Source organism: Streptomyces sp. NPDC127197, from assembly GCF_042672405.1.
Classification (GTDB): Bacteria; Actinomycetota; Actinomycetes; order Streptomycetales; family Streptomycetaceae; genus Streptomyces; species Streptomyces flavusporus.
Window position 1 is genome coordinate 1 of sequence record NZ_JBHXVG010000046.1, and the last position, 17,216, is coordinate 17,216.

At 70.7% G+C, this 17,216-nt stretch carries 16 protein-coding genes and 1 pseudogene; 1 reads left to right on the forward strand and 16 read right to left on the reverse strand.

What is annotated here, in order from left to right:
- The 16 genes and pseudogenes from ACFVJQ_RS38940 to ACFVJQ_RS39015 form a co-directional block, all read right to left on the reverse strand.
- Window positions 1-141 (reverse strand): annotated as a pseudogene (locus ACFVJQ_RS38940) (4-hydroxy-3-methylbut-2-en-1-yl diphosphate synthase); the annotation flags it as partial.
- A 4-nt stretch (window positions 142-145) separates the two neighbouring features.
- Window positions 146-1,168 (reverse strand): adenosyl-hopene transferase HpnH, encoded by a 1,023-nt coding sequence (hpnH, locus tag ACFVJQ_RS38945; protein ID WP_224733936.1) that lies wholly within the window; start codon window positions 1,166-1,168, stop codon window positions 146-148.
- Window positions 1,169-1,173: 5 nt separating this feature from the next.
- Window positions 1,174-1,815, reverse strand: coding sequence for a 1-hydroxy-2-methyl-2-butenyl 4-diphosphate reductase (locus ACFVJQ_RS38950; protein WP_385510078.1), 642 nt, complete (start codon window positions 1,813-1,815; stop codon window positions 1,174-1,176).
- Window positions 1,815-3,806: a squalene--hopene cyclase gene (gene shc / locus ACFVJQ_RS38955; protein WP_385790505.1), complete on the reverse strand. Its 1,992-nt coding sequence runs from the start codon at window positions 3,804-3,806 to the stop codon at window positions 1,815-1,817. The genes ACFVJQ_RS38950 and shc overlap by 1 nt, the downstream gene beginning before the upstream one ends.
- A gap of 120 nt (window positions 3,807-3,926) precedes the next feature.
- Window positions 3,927-4,991, reverse strand: a complete 1,065-nt coding sequence (locus tag ACFVJQ_RS38960; RefSeq protein ID WP_385510092.1) for a polyprenyl synthetase family protein — start codon at window positions 4,989-4,991, stop codon at window positions 3,927-3,929.
- Between the two features lie 68 nt (window positions 4,992-5,059).
- On the reverse strand, window positions 5,060-6,469 hold the full coding sequence (hpnE, locus tag ACFVJQ_RS38965) for a hydroxysqualene dehydroxylase HpnE (protein ID WP_385790507.1): 1,410 nt from the start codon (window positions 6,467-6,469) through the stop codon (window positions 5,060-5,062).
- Window positions 6,466-6,606, reverse strand: coding sequence for a DUF6380 family protein (locus tag ACFVJQ_RS38970; RefSeq protein ID WP_385790509.1), 141 nt, complete (start codon window positions 6,604-6,606; stop codon window positions 6,466-6,468). The genes hpnE and ACFVJQ_RS38970 overlap by 4 nt, the downstream gene beginning before the upstream one ends.
- Window positions 6,606-7,556 (reverse strand): presqualene diphosphate synthase HpnD, encoded by a 951-nt coding sequence (gene hpnD, locus ACFVJQ_RS38975; RefSeq protein WP_385510074.1) that lies wholly within the window; start codon window positions 7,554-7,556, stop codon window positions 6,606-6,608. Before hpnD ends, ACFVJQ_RS38970 begins: the two co-directional genes overlap by 1 nt.
- Window positions 7,553-8,485, reverse strand: a complete 933-nt coding sequence (hpnC, locus tag ACFVJQ_RS38980) for a squalene synthase HpnC (RefSeq protein WP_385510073.1) — start codon at window positions 8,483-8,485, stop codon at window positions 7,553-7,555. The genes hpnD and hpnC overlap by 4 nt, the downstream gene beginning before the upstream one ends.
- A 351-nt stretch (window positions 8,486-8,836) precedes the next feature.
- Window positions 8,837-9,616, reverse strand: a complete 780-nt coding sequence (locus tag ACFVJQ_RS38985; protein WP_224733929.1) for an ABC transporter ATP-binding protein — start codon at window positions 9,614-9,616, stop codon at window positions 8,837-8,839.
- Complete coding sequence (locus ACFVJQ_RS38990) at window positions 9,609-10,538, reverse strand: ABC transporter permease (RefSeq protein ID WP_224733928.1); 930 nt, start codon at window positions 10,536-10,538, stop codon at window positions 9,609-9,611. The genes ACFVJQ_RS38985 and ACFVJQ_RS38990 overlap by 8 nt, the downstream gene beginning before the upstream one ends.
- A gap of 98 nt (window positions 10,539-10,636) precedes the next feature.
- Complete coding sequence (locus ACFVJQ_RS38995) at window positions 10,637-11,509, reverse strand: glycosyltransferase family 2 protein (protein ID WP_129802463.1); 873 nt, start codon at window positions 11,507-11,509, stop codon at window positions 10,637-10,639.
- Window positions 11,510-11,514: 5 nt separating this feature from the next.
- Entirely contained in the window at window positions 11,515-12,294 is a 780-nt protein-coding gene (locus tag ACFVJQ_RS39000; protein WP_385258923.1) for a CDP-alcohol phosphatidyltransferase family protein, read from the reverse strand.
- A complete protein-coding gene (locus ACFVJQ_RS39005; RefSeq protein ID WP_385790513.1) occupies window positions 12,272-13,333 on the reverse strand; it encodes an iron-containing alcohol dehydrogenase family protein in 1,062 nt (353 codons plus the stop codon). Before ACFVJQ_RS39005 ends, ACFVJQ_RS39000 begins: the two co-directional genes overlap by 23 nt.
- Complete coding sequence (locus tag ACFVJQ_RS39010; protein ID WP_385790515.1) at window positions 13,321-14,082, reverse strand: sugar phosphate nucleotidyltransferase; 762 nt, start codon at window positions 14,080-14,082, stop codon at window positions 13,321-13,323. The genes ACFVJQ_RS39005 and ACFVJQ_RS39010 overlap by 13 nt, the downstream gene beginning before the upstream one ends.
- The gene (locus ACFVJQ_RS39015) at window positions 14,079-15,845 is read right to left on the reverse strand and encodes a DUF5941 domain-containing protein (protein ID WP_385790517.1); all 1,767 of its coding nucleotides are present in this window, start codon (window positions 15,843-15,845) and stop codon (window positions 14,079-14,081) included. Before ACFVJQ_RS39015 ends, ACFVJQ_RS39010 begins: the two co-directional genes overlap by 4 nt.
- A gap of 306 nt (window positions 15,846-16,151) precedes the next feature.
- Between ACFVJQ_RS39015 and galE the strand changes: the two genes are divergently transcribed.
- Window positions 16,152-17,123 carry a UDP-glucose 4-epimerase GalE gene (gene galE / locus ACFVJQ_RS39020; RefSeq protein WP_385510068.1) on the forward strand — a complete coding sequence of 324 codons (972 nt, stop codon included), beginning with the start codon at window positions 16,152-16,154 and terminating at the stop codon, window positions 17,121-17,123.
- The last annotated feature ends 93 nt before the right edge of the window (window positions 17,124-17,216 follow it).

Sequence of the window (17,216 nt, forward strand, 5' to 3'; positions counted from 1 at the left end):
ACGGGTCGTCGTCATCGACTGCACCGACACCGGGGCGTCTCCGCCCACCGCCACGGATCCGACCTGGATCTGCCGGCTCTTCCGGCGCTCGGCGATCGGCCGGACCGGTACCTCGGGGACGCCCAGGGGGATGGCGGTCATGGCGTCACTCCCGGTTTCCGGAGACCGTCTCGCGCATGGCGCGCAGGGACTCCTTCAGGGAACCCATGGTGGCGAGGACGGCGGTGGGCTCGTAGCCGCAGTGCGCCATGCAGTTGGCGCAGCGCGGGTCCTTGCCGCGGCCGTACTTGTCCCAGTCGGTCTCCTCGATCAGTTCGCGGTACGTCGGCACGTAGCCGTCGCTCATCAGGTAGCAGGGGCGCTGCCAGCCGAACAGCGAGTAGTTCGGGATCGCCCATGCGGTGCAGGGGAAGTCGACCTTGCCCTCGAGGAAGTCGAGGAACAGCGGGGAGTGGTTGAGCCGCCAACGGCGCCGGTTGCCGCCCGCGAAGGCCTTCTTGAACAGCTCGCGAGTCTGCTCCACACCCAGGAAGTGCTCCTGGTCGGGGGCCTTCTCGTAGGCGTAGGCGGGCGAGATCATCATCTCGTCGACCTCGAGGTCGTCGTTGAGGAAGTTGAGCACCTCGACGACGGTCTGCGGGGTGTCGGTGTTGAAGAAGGTCGAGTTGGTGGTGACCCGGAAGCCGCGCCGCTTGGCCTCCTTGATGGCCGCCACGGCCTCGTCGAACACACCCTCCTTCGCGACCGACTCGTCGTGCCGCTCGCGCAGGCCGTCGATATGCACGGCGAAGGCGAAGTACGGCGAGGGCTTGAACTTGTCCATCTTCTTGCGCAGCAGCATGGCGTTGGTGCACAGGAAGACGTACTTCCGCCTGGCCACCAGCTGGCGCACGATCTCGTCGATCTGGGGGTGCATCAGGGGCTCACCGCCGGCGATCGACACCATCGGCGCCCCGGACTCCAGCACCGCTCCCACGGCCTGCGCGACCGGCATGCGCTGCTTGAGGACCCCGGCGGGGTGCTGGATCTTGCCGCAGCCCTCGCACTTGAGGTTGCAGGCGAAGAGCGGTTCGAGCTCGACGATGAGCGGGAACTTGTCGCGCCTGCGGAGCTTCTGTTCAGCCAAGTAAGTAGCGACCTTGATGGACTGACGCAGCGGCATGGCCATCGGGCTCACCTCCTGGGGAGCAACACATTACGGTGCCATTCAAAGAATGCGGGAAGAATGGAACGAAGGACACGGAAAGCAGATATTCCACCGCGCACCGTGCCGATCCGGACGAGCTCATGTTCTGGAGCGTCCACGACCACCCGGACGGCCGCAACCGGACGCGCACCCACGCGCCCCGCGCTCAGAAGCGTTGCCGCCGACTCCATGTCGACCGCGATTGCGCCGGTGGCGAGCAGGTCGGCACGTTCCTGACCACGGACGACGTGGTCGGAGCCGGTGACCGGGCCGGTGTGGACGGTACGGCCGGGCACGGCACGCGAGAGTTCCTTGACGAGCAGTTCGGTGCCCACGCACGGCGTGCTGCCGTCCGGGTGCCGGGTCTCCTCGGCGACGACCAGGTCGCCGGGATGCATACCGAGGGCCAGCCCCGCGCAGAAGCCGGTGGCGAGCACGGACGCCTCGGCGAGGGCCGGGTCGGCCAGCGCCCGGGTGACGGAGCGCTCGGCCGACCGGGGCCCCATGCCGGTGCGCAGCACGGTGAACGGCCCGTCGGCACCGCCATGGTCGCCCAGGCGCAGGGCCAGGCGCTCGATGCCGAGCGCACAGGCGATCAGCAGCGGTGCCGAGGCGGGCGGCGTGCTCATCAGCTCCCCTTGGCCGGTGCGAAAGGCTCTCCGTTCACGAACCGGCCGAGGGCGGTGAGCGGGAAGACCTGCCGGTAGAGGTGGTAGTTGATGGAGAAGTCCCAGGGGAAGCCGGTGCCGGTGAAGTACGGCTCGTCCCAGGAGCCGTCCTCCCGCTGGGTCGCGGCGAGCCAGGCGACACCGCGTTCGACGGTCTTGGAGTCCTGCTCGCCGGCCGCCAGCAGGGCCATCAGCGCCCAGGCCGTCTGCGAGGCGGTGGAGGCGCCGCGGCCGCTCCATCGCTCGACGTCCTGGTAGGAGCGCAGGTCCTCGCCCCAGCCGCCGTCGTCGTTCTGCACGCTCTCCAGCCAGGTCACCGCCCGGCGGATCGCCGGGTGCGAACCTGGGATGCCCGCCGCGACGAGTGCGGGCACCACCGACCCGGTGCCGTAGACGTAGTTGACGCCCCAGCGCCCGAACCAGGAGCCGTCCGGCTCCTGTTGGGCCAGCAGCCACCGGACGCCGCGCCGGGTGCGCGGGTCGTGGGCCAGGCCCTCGGCCGCGAGCATCTCCACGACGTGCGCGGTGACGTCCGCGGACGGCGGGTCGATGACCTCGCCGAAGTCGCAGAACGGCAGCCGGTTGGGGAACGGGCTGGTGTTGTCGACGTCGAAGGCGCCCCACGCGCCGTTCTTCGACTGCATGCCCAGGTTCCAGCGGACCCCGCGCCCGATCGCCTTCTCCACCCGCTCCGGGTCGTGGTGCCTGACCCGGCGCAGTGCGAGGACGACCTCGGCGGTGTCGTCGATGTCGGGGTAGTTGTCGTTGTGGAACTCGAACGCCCAGCCGCCCGGCGGCAGCCCCGGCCTGCGCACCGACCAGTCGCCGGGCCGGACGATCTGCTCGCCCAGCATCCAGTCCGCGGCCTTGACGAGCTGCGGGTGATCGGCGGGCACACCGGCGTCGACGAGCGCGATGGTCGCCAGGCAGGTGTCCCACACCGGCGACTGGCAGGCCTCGATCATCCGGGCGCCGTCCTCGCGCCAGACGGCGTACCGGTCCAGGGACTCCAGCCCGGCCCGCATCACGGGGTGCTGGAGGTCGTAGCCGAGCAGATGCAGGGCGATGAGCGAGTACACGGCCGGCGGCTGGATGCCGCCCCAGCAGCCGTCGTTCTCCTGCCGCTCGATGATCCAGCGCGCCGCGGTGTTCATGGCGGCTCTGCGCAGCTTCCTCGGCACGACCTTGCGCAGGGCGTGCAGGCCCCTGTCGAGCCGCTGGAAGGCGCCGTCCCAACTCGCCGCGGGGGCAAGCGGTTTCACCGGATTCGGATTACCCGGATCGGTGTGCAGCTCGTCCAGCGGGAAGGGCGCGGGCCTGACCGGCCGCTTCGCGGAGACGATGGTCAGCGGGACGATGGTCTGCCGGGCCCAGCAGCCGAAGTCGTAGATGTTGAGCGGCAGCCAGGTCGGGAAGTAGATGAGCTCCGGCGGGAGTTCGGGCAGGTCCTCCCACTTCCACCAGCCGAACAGGGCGAGCCAGATCCGGGTGAAGACGCGGGAGGCGGCGACGCCGCCCTGGGCCCGGATCCACTCCGAGGCCTTCGCCATGTGCGGCGCGTCGGGCGCGTCGCCGGCCAGGCGCAGGGCGACGTACGCCTCGATGGTGGTGGAGAGTTCGCCCGGTCCGCCGTGAAAGGTGGCCCAGGTGCCGTCCTCACGCTGCTCGCCGCGGATGAACAGGGCGGCGGCGCGGGTGGTGGACTCGTCGCGGATGCCCAGGAACTGACGCAGCAGCAGGTCCTCGGCGTCCATGGTGACGTTCGTCTCGAGGTCGCCCTTCCACCATCCCTCGGCGTCCTGCCGGGACAGCAGGAAGTCGGTGGCGCGCCGGACGGCGTGTACGGCGGCTTCTCGGCCCCCGGCCGCCTCGGGGGTGGTGCTGTCGGTTTCGCTGGCCGCGGCAGCGCGGGGCGGCTGGGCCCCGGTGCTTCCGTCGGTCGTCGCTGTCATGGCTTCCCCTTCGTGCAGTCACTTCCGGTGGTGCGTCTGCTGTGGGTCCGCCGTCGGCCGGTGCACACGAATCCGCGGCACCGGCCGGCGACTACGCGAGGCTTATTCGGCCGATAGTGATCATCTCTTTCGTACGACGACGAAGTCGGCGAGCGCCGTGAACTGCTGCCGCACCCGGTCGGGCATGGCGACGGCGTCGAGGGCTTCGATGGCGATGGTGTGCTGACGGCGCGCTTCCTCGGTGGTCCACTCGCGGCCGCCCGCCTCCTCGATGAGGGCGGCGCGGGCCGCGAACTCCTCCTCGGAGAAGTTCGCGAAGTCGCTGCTCTTGGCGTCGGCGGCGAGGATCTCGCCGAGCCGCTCCGAGGCGGCGCCGCCCGCCGCGAGCGCGGCCACGACCGGCAGGGACTTCTTGCGCTGGCGCAGATCGCTCCAGGTCTGCTTGCCGGTGGCCTCCGGGTCGCCCCAGATGCCGAGCAGGTCGTCGACGGCCTGGAAGGCGAGGCCGAGGTGGTAGCCGTACTTCTCCAGGGAGTCGGCGGTGCGCTCGTCCGCGCCGCCGAGCACCGCGCCGATGGAGCTGGCGCAGGCCAGCAGGGCGCCGGTCTTGTTGCCCTCCATCTCCAGGCACTCCTCGACACTGACGCGGTCGCGGTGCTCGTAGGAGATGTCCTGGGCCTGGCCGTCGATCAGGGCGCGGCTCGCCGTGGTCAGCCGGCGGGTGGCGCGGCCGGCCTCGACGGTGCCGAGCTCCAGGAGGATCTCGTTGGCCAGGGCGAACAGGGCGTCGCCGACCAGGATGGCCTGGGCGGGGCCGTGCACCTTCCAGACGGTGTCGCGGTGCCGGCGCTGTTCGTCGCCGTCCATCAGGTCGTCGTGCAGCAGCGAGAAGTTGTGGACCAGTTCGACGGCGACCGCTCCGGGAATGCCGACCTCCGGCGCGGCCCCGGTGACCTCGGCGGACAGCACCGCGAGGGCGGGGCGCACGGCCTTGCCGCCGTCGCCGTCGGCGGGGTTGCCCGCGGCGTCGATCCAGCCGAAGTGATAGGCGGCGACCGTGTCCATGGGAGGTGCCAGGCGGTCGACGGCCGCCCGCAGTACCGGTGTGGCCAGGGTCCGGCCGCGCTCCAGGAGCGCGGTCACGTCCACCGCGGTCTCTCGAGCGGCCTTCGAGGCCGGGGGCACAGTGGGCACAGTCTCTCCTCTTGTTGCGGTACCGGGGGTGCGGGGGCCTGCCGCGCGCTGATCGATCATCAGGCCGCCTCCTCGACGTCGAAGAGGTGGCGGGGGCGGGGCCGGCCCAGGGCGCTCAGCGCGGCGTCCGCCGCACCGATGCCGCTGCGGACCGCACTCTCCATGGTCGCGGGCCACCCGGTGGCGGTCCACGCTCCGGCCAGGTACAGGCCGGGTGCCTTGGTACGGGCGCCGGGCCGCAGCCGTCCGACGCCGGGAGCGGGAGCGAACGTCGCGGTGCGCTCCCTGGTCACGAAGAAGTCCCGCACCTCGGCACCGCGGGTACGGGGCAGCAGCCGTTCGAGTTCGAGCAGGTACCGCTCGCGCAGCTCGGCGACCGGGGCGTCGATCTCATCCTGGGCCGCGGACTGCGACAGCGCGAGGTACTGCCCCTCCTCGAGCCCGGACGCCTCGGTGCGGTCGAAGACCCACTGCACCGGGGTGCCGAGCGCGGTCAGGAAGGGCCTGGCGAGCACCTTGCGGTCGTAGACGACATGGACGTTGAGGATCGGCGCGGTGCCGATCTGCAGCAGCTGGTCGGGGGCGTCCAGGGCGCCGTCCGGCAGCAGGTCGTACGTCTCGCGCTGGGGTACGGCGAGCACGACCGCGTCCGTCTCGATGGTCTCGCCGGGAACCTGAACGATCCAACGCCCGTTCTCATACTGGGAGTTCCGGGAGATGGAGGTGACGCGTGAGCGCAGTTCGGTACGGACGCCCGCGGAGTCGAGCGCCTTGCGGGCCAGCCGGTCGTGCAGTTCGCCCAGCGGGACGCGCGCCCAGCCGATGTCGGCCGCGCCCGGGTCGGACAGCAGACCGGTCTTGAACACCATCGCGGCGAGCCCCAGGGAGGCATCACCCGCGACCGCGTTGAGGGTGGCGACCCCGACCAGGTCCCACAGGGCCTCGACGGCACGCGCCGACTGACCGTGCGCGGTCAGCCAGCTGCCGAAGTCCTGTACGTCCAGGGTCGGATCGGCGAGGTCGAGTCCCTTGAGCGCGAGCGCGGCCCGGCCGACCTTGGCACGCTCGGCGAGTGAGAGATGCGGATACGTCGCCAGGCTGCGCCCCAGATGCAGGGGCACGGGCAGGGCGTCGCGCCGCAGCCTGCCGAGCCGCCGGCCCTCGGGCTTGGTGACGTCGAGGACGGGCACGTCGAGACGATCCTGCAGCGGAGCCAGTGCCGCACCGTCGATACGGTCGAGGAACCAGCGGTAGGCGGTGCAGCAGCGCAGGTAGACGTGCTGTCCGTTGTCGACGGTCAGCTCGCCGCGCTGGAAGGAGAAGGCCAGCCCGCCGAGCCGGGGCCGTCCTTCGAGCAGGGTGACGCGTACTCCGGCATCGGCGAGCGCGAGCGCGGCGGTGATACCGGCGAGCCCTCCGCCGACCACGACGGCGTCCCTGGCGGACCCCGACCACGTGCCGTCGGTCATCGTGCACCCTCCCCCACGTACCGGCCACGGCGCGAGAACCGGCCACGGCAGGTCGTTGCAGTCTGGGACGCGGCCCGGCAGCGGAGGGTTGCGTGCCGCATTTCGCCGGTGGCGTCACCCTCTCCCAGATTGTCCATCAGGCGCGCCTCCTGACGGCCCGCCGGGTCACATGCCGGGTGTCCAGGCCGGACAGACCGCGCACGGCGACGTAGGCCTTCTCGCGTCCGGGCAGCGAGACCCGGCCGCGCAGCACGGCTTCCGGTTCGCGCTCGATGCGGTCGAGGAGGCGGCGGTAGATGCCGGCCATCGCGGCGACACAGGCGCCGCTGCGCCGGTCGAGCATGGGGAGGAGCTGGTAGCCCTCGGCGAAAAGGGCGCGGGCCCGTCGCACTTCGAAGTGCACGAGGCCCGCGAAGTCGGAGCCCTCCGGCGGTTTCGGCCCGCTGAACCCGGCCGAGCAGCCGAACTTGGCCAGGTCGTCGGCGGGCAGGTAGGTGCGTCCGCCCTCGGCGTCCTCGCGGATGTCCCGCAGGATGTTGGTGAGCTGCAGTGCGAGCCCGAGCGTGTCGGCGTACTCGGAGGCGCGCTCGGTGCCGCGCGCCCCCGGTTCCGTTCCGAAAACGCCGAGCGAGAGCCGCCCGATGGCACCGGCCACGCAGCGGCAGTAGACCTTCAGGTCGTCCCAGGTCTCGTAGGTCTCGCCGCGTACGTCCATCAGGACGCCGTCGATGAGCTCGTCCAGGCCGCCGAGCGGGATCGGGAACTGCTGGGCGGCATGAGCGAGGGCGACGCCGACCGGGTCGGTGTCGTCCTCGTCGACCGCCTCCTCGTGGATCCGGGTGAGCAGTGCCCGGGTGTCCTCGAGTCTGGCGATCTTCACATCGTCGGTGAGCGCGCCGTCGCCGATGTCGTCGACGCGGCGGGAGAACGCGTACAGCGCCGACATGGCCCGGCGCTTGGGCGTCGGCAGCAGCCTGATGCCGTAGGCGAAGTTACGGGCCTGCTGTCCGGTGACGGCCTCGCAGTAGCTGTAGGCGGCGAGTACCGGTGCGGACACGTGTGGTTCCGACTCCACGGTCCGAATCACCCCTCTCCTCGCAGAGTCACGCCCACCTCACGCAGCAACTGGAGCTTGCCGGGCTTGGGAGGGCCGGGAAGTACGTCGTATTCGGCGGCGGCGATCGCACGGATTGCCGCCCTTCCCCCCGCCACGAACCCCGCAAGCAGCAGCCTCAATCTGCCGTGCACGCTACCCACGAGGGGGGCGCCTTCATTCAGGAGAACGCGGGCGCGTTGCGCTTCGTACGCAACCAGTGCGCGCACCGACGCGCCCGCCGTGGGCGTGGCGAGATCCGCCTCCTGGACGTGAAAGCGCTTCATGTCCTCGGCGGGCAGATAGATGCGGTCACGGCCGAGGTCCTCGGCCACGTCCTGGAGGTGCTCGACGATCTGCAGGGCCGTGCAGACCGCGTCGGAGCGGCGGATCCGCTCGGGGGTGGAGGTGCCGGTCACGGCGAGGACGAGCCGGCCCACGGGGTTGGCGGACAGCTCGCAGTAGGCGAGCAGGTCGTCGTAGGTCTCGTACCGCTTGACCAGTTGGTCCTGGCGGTTGGCGGCGATCAGGCCGAGGAACGGACCGGGCGTGAGGGAGCACCGGCGGACGGTCGGCTGGAGACGGCGCAGCAGGGGGTGGCGCGGCGTGGAGTCGAAGACACGGCGCAGGTCGGCCTCGAAGGCGTCGAGGAGCACCAGCCGGTCCCCGGCCTGGTCGGCCGACACGCCGAGCAGCCGGGCGTCGGCGCTGCCGGGGGCCAGGTCGCCGTCGCCGATGTCGTCGACGAGGCGGGCGAAGCCGTACACGGCCATCAGGTCGGTGCGCCAGGCTCTGGGCAGGAAGAAAGGGGCCACGGGGAAGTTCTCGGCCGTGGCCTTCTCCAGCGTCGCGCGCTCCGGATCGGCCGTGCGCGCCGTGTCGGTTCCCGTCACCGTTTGCTGCCCGGGGCGGGGACGGCACATGCTGCGCGGAGCTGGGGAGTTTCCGTAGCCATTGCCGTCACATCTCCCGTTCTACACTGCCGACCCAATACGCACTATTTCGGACACGCCGCCCGGGTTTCGCGCGGCCGCCCGGTGGTAGGTGTCGCGCATTATCGCCCTACTTGCCGTGATTCGGCACCGGTACAGCTTACGTTGTACAACGCGCCGTGGAGCGTGGGGGTGTCCGGCGCATCACAACAACACACCGATTGACCCCAAGATTCCTACGGCAAGCCGGAGTTGACGTTTCCTTTGCCGGTGGCTCAAGGCCCCTTTGCACACGACGCAGGGCCTCGCCGGAACAGTTCCGGTGAGGCCCCGAACGACGGGCTACTTGCCGGTGAACTTCTCGTACTCCTTGATGACCTCGTCGGTCGGGCCGTCCATGCGCAGCTCGCCGCGTTCCAGCCACAGGACGCGGTTGCAGGTGTCGCGGATCGACTTGTTGTTGTGACTGACCAGAAACACCGTGCCGGCCTGCTTGCGCAGCTCCCGGATGCGTTCCTCGGAGCGCTTCTGGAACTTGCGGTCGCCGGTGGCGAGGGCCTCGTCGATCATGAGGACGTCGTGGTCCTTGGCCGCGGCGATGGAGAAGCGCAGGCGGGCGGCCATGCCGGAGGAGTAGGTGCGCATCGGGAGGGTGATGAAGTCGCCCTTCTCGTTGATGCCGGAGAAGTCGACGATCTCCTGGTAGCGCTCCTTGATCTGCTCGCGGGACATGCCCATGGCGAGCCCGCCCAGTATCACGTTCCGCTCGCCCGTCAGGTCGTTCATCAGGGCCGCGTTCACACCGAGCAGCGAGGGCTGGCCGTCGGTGTAGACCTTGCCGCTCTCGGCGGGCAGCAGGCCGGCGATGGCGCGCAGCAGGGTCGACTTGCCGGAGCCGTTGGAGCCGATCAGACCGATGGCCTCGCCGCGGTAGGCCACGAAGGAGACACCCCGCACGGCGTGCACCTTGCGCACGCCGCGCTCCTCGCCGCGCTTCAGAATGCGGCTGAGGGCTGCGGTGGCGCTGCCCTTGCCGGTCTTGGCGCCGTTGACGCGGTAGACGATGTGCAGGTCGTCCGCGATGACGGTGGGGATGCGGTCCTCGGGGGTGCGTTCAGCCACGGCCGTACCTCTCCTCCGCCTTCCAGAAGTACACGAAGCCGCCGACGGCGAAGAGGAGGGCCCAGCCGCCCGCGACCGCCCACACGTGCTCGGGGAGCCACTCGGAGCCGTAGCCGTCGATCAGGGCGAAGCGGATCAGGTCCATGTAGATGGCCGCCGGGTTCCACTGCAGCACGTCGGCGATCCACTGCGGCTTGTCGGCGAGCATGATCGGGATGGAGTACATGACGCCGGACGCGTACATCCAGGTACGCATCACGAACGGCATCAGCTGCGCCAGGTCGGGCGTCTTGGCGCCGGCCCGGGCCATGATCAGTGCGAGGCCGGTGTTGAAGCAGAACTGCAGGGCCAGCGCCGGAAGGATCAGCACCCAGGACAGGTCCGGGTAGCTGCCGAAGGCGACGGTCACCGCGAACAGCACGATCATCGAGAAGAGCAGCTGCTGGAGCTGCTGGAGCGCGAAGGACACCGGGAGCGAGGCCCGTGGGAAGTGCAGGGCGCGGACCAGCCCCAGGTTGCCGGAGATCGCGCGGACGCCCGCCATCACCGAGCTCTGCGTGAAGGTGAACACGAACACGCCGGTGACCAGGAACGGAATGTAGACCTCGCGTTCCATCCCGCGGTCGGCCTCCAGGATCACCCCGAAGATGAAGAAGTACACGGCCGCGTTCAGCAGCGGCGTGACCACCTGCCACAGCTGGCCGAGCTTGGCCTGGCTGTACTGGGCGGTCAGCTTCGCCCGCGAGAAGGCGAGGATGAAGTGACGCCGGTCCCAGAGCTGGCGGACGTACTCGACGAGGGAGGGCCGGGCACCGCTCACGGACAGGCCGTACTTCGCCGCGAGCTCCGCCGCGGTCAGTCCCTCGTCGGGTGACGCAGGCGCGGTCACCGCGACTGAGCGGTCGTGGGTTGTCTCACTCACTGGTGGAAACTTTCGTCTTCGAGATGCGCGGCCGGTGCTGGCCGGCCACGGGCCGGGAGCCGAGCGTTACGCCCCGAATGCTCTCAGGGACGAGCTTGTCAGATGACAGGAGGTCGGCCCAGCCGGGTCAGCCGCCACACCGTACGCCACTTCATGGGCCTGCGGGGGCCGCACGGGCTGCGCCAGCCTTCCCGGAACCCGCCGAACCATGCCCGCAGGGCGGGCCGCGAGGGGCGGCGCAGCAGGGTGAGCAGCAGCCAGATGCCCAGGTAGACCGGCACCAGGGGGGCGGGCAGGTTGCGGCGGGCGAGCCAGACGCGGTTGCGGGCGACCATGCGGTGGTAGACCGCGTGCCGCGAGGGCGCGGTCGTCGGGTGGTACAGCACCATGTCGGACCGGTAGTCGATCATCCAGCCCGCGTCGAGGGCCCGCCATGCCAGGTCGGTTTCCTCGTGTGCGTAGAAGAATGCGTCCGGAAGGCCGCCGACTTCGGCGAAGACCTGGGTACGGACGGCGTTGGCGCCGCCGAGGAAGGTGGTGACCCGGGAGGAGCGCATCGGGTCGGAGGCGCGCAGCCGGGGGACGTGGCGGCGCTGGGTGACGCCGGTGTCCGGGTCGGCGATGCGGAAGCTGACGATCCCGAGTTTCGGGTCGGCCGCGAAGGCCTGGCGGCACAGCTCGGCGGTGTCGGTGCGGGCGAGCAGGCCGTCGTCGTCGAGGAACAGCAGTATGTCGACGTCGCGGCCGCTGGGGCCGAAGGCCTCGATGCCGATGTTGCGGCCGCCGGGGATGCCGAGGTTCTCGGGCAGCTCGACCGTGCGGACACCGTCGGGGACCTCGGGCACGGGTGAGCCGTTGCCGACGACGACCACGGGTATCGGGTCGCCGTCCTGCTTGGCGACCGAGTCGAGCAGGGCGCGCAGTTCCTCGGGGCGGTTGCCCATGGTGATGATGACCGCCCCGACCTTCATGCCGCTCACTTCAGCCTGCTCGAGGCGAGGATGGACACCAGGTGCAACACGGTCTGCAGCAGCGCGATGCCGGCCAGCACCGCGACGCCGAGCCGGGAGAAGAACAGGTCGCCGCGGACCTGGTCGACGATCGCCAGGACCAGGATCAGCAGGGACGCCTCGATGCCGAGGATCAGGCGGTGGAACTTGAGCGCGGCCGCGGCGCGGCGGGCGAGCGCCATGCCGGAGGAGCGCATCTCGGAGGCAGCCTCCTTGACCGGCGGCAGTCCGCCCTGGTGGCGGGCGACACCGACGAGGTCGGTCTCGGCCTTGATCAGAATGGCGCCGAGGGCGGCGAGGGTGCCGAGGAAGGCCCACAGCCAGTCGATACGGCCGCTGCCCCACAGGTCGGCGGCGCGCAGGCCGAAGCCGACGAGGACCGCGGCATCGGTGAGGTAAGCGCCGACGCGGTCCAGATAGACACCGCCCAGCGAGTACTGCTTCTTCCAGCGCGCGATCTCGCCGTCGACGCAGTCCAGCAACAGGTAGAGCTGGACCATGATCACGCCGAGCACCGCCCCGGGGATCCCCGGCACCAGGAGTGCCGGGGCCGCGAGGACACCGCAGACGGTCATCAGGTACGTGAGCTGGTTGGGCGTGACCCTGGTGTTCACCAGGTAGCGGTCGACCCGCAGGGACACCTCGCGCATGTAGAGGCGTCCCATCCAGTGCTCACCGCTGCGCCGGTCCTTCACCCCCGCGGGGTGAACGACGGGGCGGAGTTCAGCTACCGATGGCCTTGACATAGTCGGCGTAGATGTCCTTGATCTGGTCGGTGGTCAGGTCGAGGTGTTCGAGGATCGTGTAGCGGCCCGGCCGGGTCTGCGGAGCGAACTCCACGACACGGACGAACTCGTCGTCCGTGAAGCCGATCTCCTCCGGCAGCACCGGAAGTCCGTGCCGACGCAGCACCTCGGCCATGTAGGCCGACTCCTCGTGGGCTCCGCGCAGGTACATGGCGAAGGCCGCGCCCAGCCCGCACTGTTCGCCGTGGGCGGCGGCACGCCTGGGGAACAGCAGGTCGAAGGCGTGGTTGATCTCGTGGCAGGCGCCGGAGGAGGGGCGGGAGTCGCCCGACACGGACATCGCGATGCCGCTGAGGACCAGCGCCTCGGCCAGTACCTGGAGGAAGTCGTTGTCACCGATGCCGCCGGGGTGCCGGAGCACCGCCTCGCCGGCCTGGCGGGCCATGGCCGCGGCGAGGCCGTCGATCTTCTCGCCCTTGACGCGGTGGGCGAGCTCCCAGTCGGCGATCGCGGAGATGTTGGAGACGGCGTCGCCGATGCCGGCCCGGACGAAGCGGACCGGGGCCTCGCGAATGACGTCGAGGTCGATGACGACGGCGATCGGGTTGGGCACGCCGTACGAGCCGCGGCCGGCGTCGTTGTCGAGGGTGGCGACCGGCGAGCACAGGCCGTCGTGCGCGAGGTTCGTGGGGACGGCGACCAGCGGCAGGCCCACGCGTGCCGCGGCGAACTTGGCGCAGTCGATGATCTTGCCGCCGCCGAGGCCGACGAGTGCGTCGAAGTGGCCGGCCTTGATGTCGGCGGCCAGCCGGACGGCGTCGTCCAGGGTGCCGCCGCCGACCTCGTACCAGGTGGCGCCGGGCAGCTGCGGGGCGACCCGGGCGCGCAGCCGGGCGCCGGAGCCGCCGCTGACGGCGACGGCGAGCTTGCCCGAGTGCGAGATGCGTTCGTCGGCGAGCACGCCGGCCAGGTCGTCGAGGGCACCCGGGCGGATGTCCACGACGACCGGCGAGGGTATGAGCCGGGTCAGTACTGGCACGCGATCTCCCGTCCCCGGGCGAGATCGTCGTGGTTGTCGATCTCGACCCACGGCACGTCGCCGATCGGGGCCACGTCGATCCGGAAGCCGCGGTTCACGAGCTCCTGGTAGCCGTGCTCGTAGAACTGCTGGGGGTCGTTCTCCCACACCGTGCGCAGGGCGTCGGCCAGCTCGGGCGCGGCGTCGCCCTCGATGAGGGTGACGCCGATGTACTCGCCGGTGGCCTCGGCCGGGTCCATCAGCTTGGTGATCTTCTGGACGCCCTTGGCGGGGTCGACGACGACCTTCATCTCCTCGTCGGCCAGCGACTTCACGGTGTCGAGGGCGAGGATGATCTTCTTGCCGTCGCCGCGGGCGGCGAGCAGCGTCTTCTCGACGGAGACCGGGTGGACGGTGTCACCGTTGGCGAGGATCACGCCGTCCTTGAGGGCGTCACGGCCGCACCACAGGGAGTAGGCGTTGTTCCACTCCTCGGCCTTGTCGTTGTCGATGAGGGTGAGCCGCAGACCGTACTTCTGCTCCAGGGCCGCCTTGCGCTCGTAGACGGCCTCCTTGCGGTAGCCGACGATGATCGCGGCCTCGGTCAGGCCGATCTCGGCGAAGTTGCCGAGGGTCAGGTCGAGAACTGTGATCCCGTCGGTCCCGTCCTCGGTGCCCGCGGGCCCCACCGGCACCAGTGCCTTGGGCAGGGTGTCGGTGTAGGGGCGCAGACGCCGGCCGGCGCCGGCCGCCAGCACGAGGCCGATCATGCGGGTTCTCCTTCGTCGTGTACGGCGGGGGCCCCTGCGGACACCCAGAAGCGGGTGCTCTCGACGAGCACCACCAGGGCTACGGCCACGGCGAGGACCGTGAGCGCGACCTTGAACTGCGCGGCGGTCAGCAACACGGCAAGCACGGTGACCACCAGGGTCCGGCCCTCATGCCCCCCGATCGCCCGCACCAGCCAGTGCGGGGGCGCACCCGCGTTGCCGCGGATGCGGTAGACCGTGTCGTAGTGATGGTAGGCGACGGCCGCAACCAGCCCGAAAGCAGCGGGAAGTGCCCCGTTCACCTCGGATTCAGCTGCCAGGATGAGGACGGTGCCGTACTCGGCGGCCCGGAAAAAGGGCGGAACCAGCCAGTCCAGGGCGCCTTTGAGGGGGCGGGCGACGGCGGACAGGGCGGCGTACGCGATCGCGCACAGCAGGGTCGGCCATGCGGCGCCCCAAACTGCGGCGGAGATCACTACGAGGAGACCGCCGACGGCGGCGCTGAGGGGCGCCGGGAAACGCGGAGCGGTGCGCTTCAGCAGTTCCACGAGCGGACCGCTGTCCGCGAGGTCCGCCAGCGCCTGCGCCGCGCGGTCCGTCCGCCGGGCCTTGCGGGTCAGCGACCGCAGGACGCGGCCCGCCGTGGTGTACGTGGCCGCGAAGGCGCAGCCGATGAGCAGCACGTAGAAGGTGATGCGGGGGGTGGTGGCCGCCGTGAGGACGGCGATCAGCGCCCAGCGTTCGCCGATCGGCAGGACGATCATCCGGCGCAGCCACACCGTCCAGCCGACGCTGTCCAGTTTGTCGGAGAGGGCGGCGGTGGGGCTGGTGTTCGCCGTGGCGTCGTGGTTGGCCTCGTTGAAGGAGAAGTCGACGACGTGCCGGCAGGTCTGCAGGACCATCGCACCGAGGGCGAGGGCCCACACGTCGTCGCCGCCACGGGCCGCGCCGAGCGCGAGGCCCGCGTAGTAGGCGTACTCCTTGGCCCGGTCGAACGTCGCGTCCAGCCAGGCGCCCAGGGTGGAGTACTGGAGCGAGTAGCGGGCGAGCTGGCCGTCGGTGCAGTCCAGCACGAAGGAGGCGATCAGCAGGACGCCGGCCGCGATGAAGCCGCCCCGCGTGCCGGTGGCCGCGCAGCCCGCCGCGATCAGGGCGGTGATGAGGGAGGCGGTGGTGACCTGGTTGGGGGTGAGGCCACGGCGGGCGCACCAGCGGGCGATGTAGCGGGAGTAAGGGCTGATGAAGAAGGTGGTGAAGAAGCCGTCGCGGGCCTTCACGGCCGACTTCAGGCGTACGGCCTCGTCGTCGACGGCGGCGACGGCCTGCCGTGCCTCGTTGCGGGCCTGCGGGTCCGCGGGGACCGCGGCGACCAGACTGCCGAGCTCGGGACGGTGCACGTCGGCGTCGAGGGCGGTGACGATACGGTCGGCGAGACTGCCGACGAGGGTCGTCCCGGCGCCGGCCGAGTTCTCGCGGGCCAGCGCGCGGGTCAGTGCCCGGCGGCCGGTCGGCTGGGCCGTCACGGCGCCCGGGATCGCGGCGAGCGGGAAGCGGGGGTCGGTGAGGCCGAGGCGCAGGGCGTGCAGGTGGCCGACGAAACCCGCATCGACCACGGCAACCCGTTCGTCGGCCGGCACCTGGGCGAGGAGGGTCTCGGCGGCGGCCGGGTCGGCGGCGGTACACACCTCGAAGCCGAGGGACCGCAGATCGTCCTCGATCGACGATCCGGGGACCGGCTGGCCGGTGAGGATGGCGGTCGACAACCGAACTCACTCCCTGGGTGCCAACGCATCCACGTCGGCCGTGTGCATGGTGGAGGCGCCCCCGGGCCGCGTGATCGGCTGCGCCAGGCGGGCGACATGTCGGCAGAGGCTATCGGATGATGACAAGCCTGTGTTCACCGGCCGTTCATGGCCCGGTCGACACGGTCTGCTGGGACCTCCGCGTCGATCATCATCAGGGATGCCGGGCCCGCCGCACAAAATCGCGCTCTCAGAACGGGCATTCACGGCATCCGGCGCCCTGGTGGGGGCCGATGGCTCTTTCGGCCGGGCTTAGGGTGGGCTGCCATGACATGGCTGATCACCGGCGGTGCCGGTTACATCGGGGCACATGTGGCGTGGGCCATGGCCGGGGCCGGGGAGCGCGTGATCGCGCTGGACGACCTGTCGGCCGGGGTTCCGGCGCGGCTCCCGGCGGACGTCCCGCTGGTTCGGGGCTCGTCGCTGGACGGGGCACTGCTGAAGCGGATCCTCGCCGAGCACGCGGTGACGGGTGTGGTGCATCTCGCCGCGCGGAAGCAGGTCGCCGAGTCCGTGGCGCAGCCGACGCGGTACTACCGGGAGAACGTGGGCGGACTCGCGACACTGCTCGACGCGGTCGCCGAAGCCGGAATCGGACGGTTTCTGTTCTCCTCGTCGGCGGCCGTCTACGGCAATCCGGATGTGGGGCTCATCACGGAGGACACTCCGTGCGACCCGATGAGTCCGTACGGCGAGACCAAGCTGGCCGGTGAACGGCTGGTGCGGGCGGCAGGCCGGGCGCACGGGATCGCGACGGTGTGCCTGCGCTATTTCAACGTGGCGGGCGCTGCCACGCCGGAGCTGGCCGACACCGGTGTCTTCAACGTGGTCCCCATGGTCTTCGACCGGCTCACCCGCGACCGGGCACCGCGGATCTTCGGCGACGACTACCCCACGCCGGACGGCACCTGCATCCGCGACTACATCCATGTCGCCGACCTCGCCGACGCCCACCTCGCGGCGGCCCGGCGGCTGTCCGCACCGGACGCCGCGGGCGACCTCACGGTGAACATCGGCCGGGGCGAGGGCGTCTCGGTGCGCGAGCTGGTCACGCTGATCGGTGAGGTGACCGGGGACACGCGTCCGGCAGTCGTCGAGGCGCGTCGCCCCGGGGACGCCCCGCGGGCGGTCGCCTCGGCCGAACTGGCGGCGAAGGAGCTGGGCTGGACGGCCCGGCGCGGGGTGCGCGAGATGGTCGGCTCGGCCTGGCGGGGATGGCTGCTGCACCACGGCGGATGATCACCGAAGCACTCTGACCTGCTGTTCGTTTGCGCAGGTCAGGGCATATGACAACGGTGTTCAGTGCCGCGTTGCCCGATGTCCCCCGCCCGT

Excerpts from the sequence above, each read along its gene's own strand:
- hpnH (WP_224733936.1), bottom strand. The coding sequence starts at position 1,168 with ATGGCCATGCCGCTGCGTCAGTCCATCAAGGTCGCTACTTACTTGGCT.
- ACFVJQ_RS38950 (WP_385510078.1), bottom strand. The coding sequence starts at position 1,815 with ATGAGCACGCCGCCCGCCTCGGCACCGCTGCTGATCGCCTGTGCGCTC.
- shc (WP_385790505.1), bottom strand. The coding sequence starts at position 3,806 with ATGACAGCGACGACCGACGGAAGCACCGGGGCCCAGCCGCCCCGCGCT.
- hpnE (WP_385790507.1), bottom strand. The coding sequence starts at position 6,469 with ATGACCGACGGCACGTGGTCGGGGTCCGCCAGGGACGCCGTCGTGGTC.
- ACFVJQ_RS38970 (WP_385790509.1), bottom strand. The coding sequence starts at position 6,606 with ATGGACAATCTGGGAGAGGGTGACGCCACCGGCGAAATGCGGCACGCA.
- hpnC (WP_385510073.1), bottom strand. The coding sequence starts at position 8,485 with ATGTGCCGTCCCCGCCCCGGGCAGCAAACGGTGACGGGAACCGACACG.
- ACFVJQ_RS38995 (WP_129802463.1), bottom strand. The coding sequence starts at position 11,509 with ATGAAGGTCGGGGCGGTCATCATCACCATGGGCAACCGCCCCGAGGAA.
- ACFVJQ_RS39000 (WP_385258923.1), bottom strand. The coding sequence starts at position 12,294 with ATGTCAAGGCCATCGGTAGCTGAACTCCGCCCCGTCGTTCACCCCGCG.
- ACFVJQ_RS39010 (WP_385790515.1), bottom strand. The coding sequence starts at position 14,082 with ATGATCGGCCTCGTGCTGGCGGCCGGCGCCGGCCGGCGTCTGCGCCCC.
- galE (WP_385510068.1), top strand. The coding sequence starts at position 16,152 with ATGACATGGCTGATCACCGGCGGTGCCGGTTACATCGGGGCACATGTG.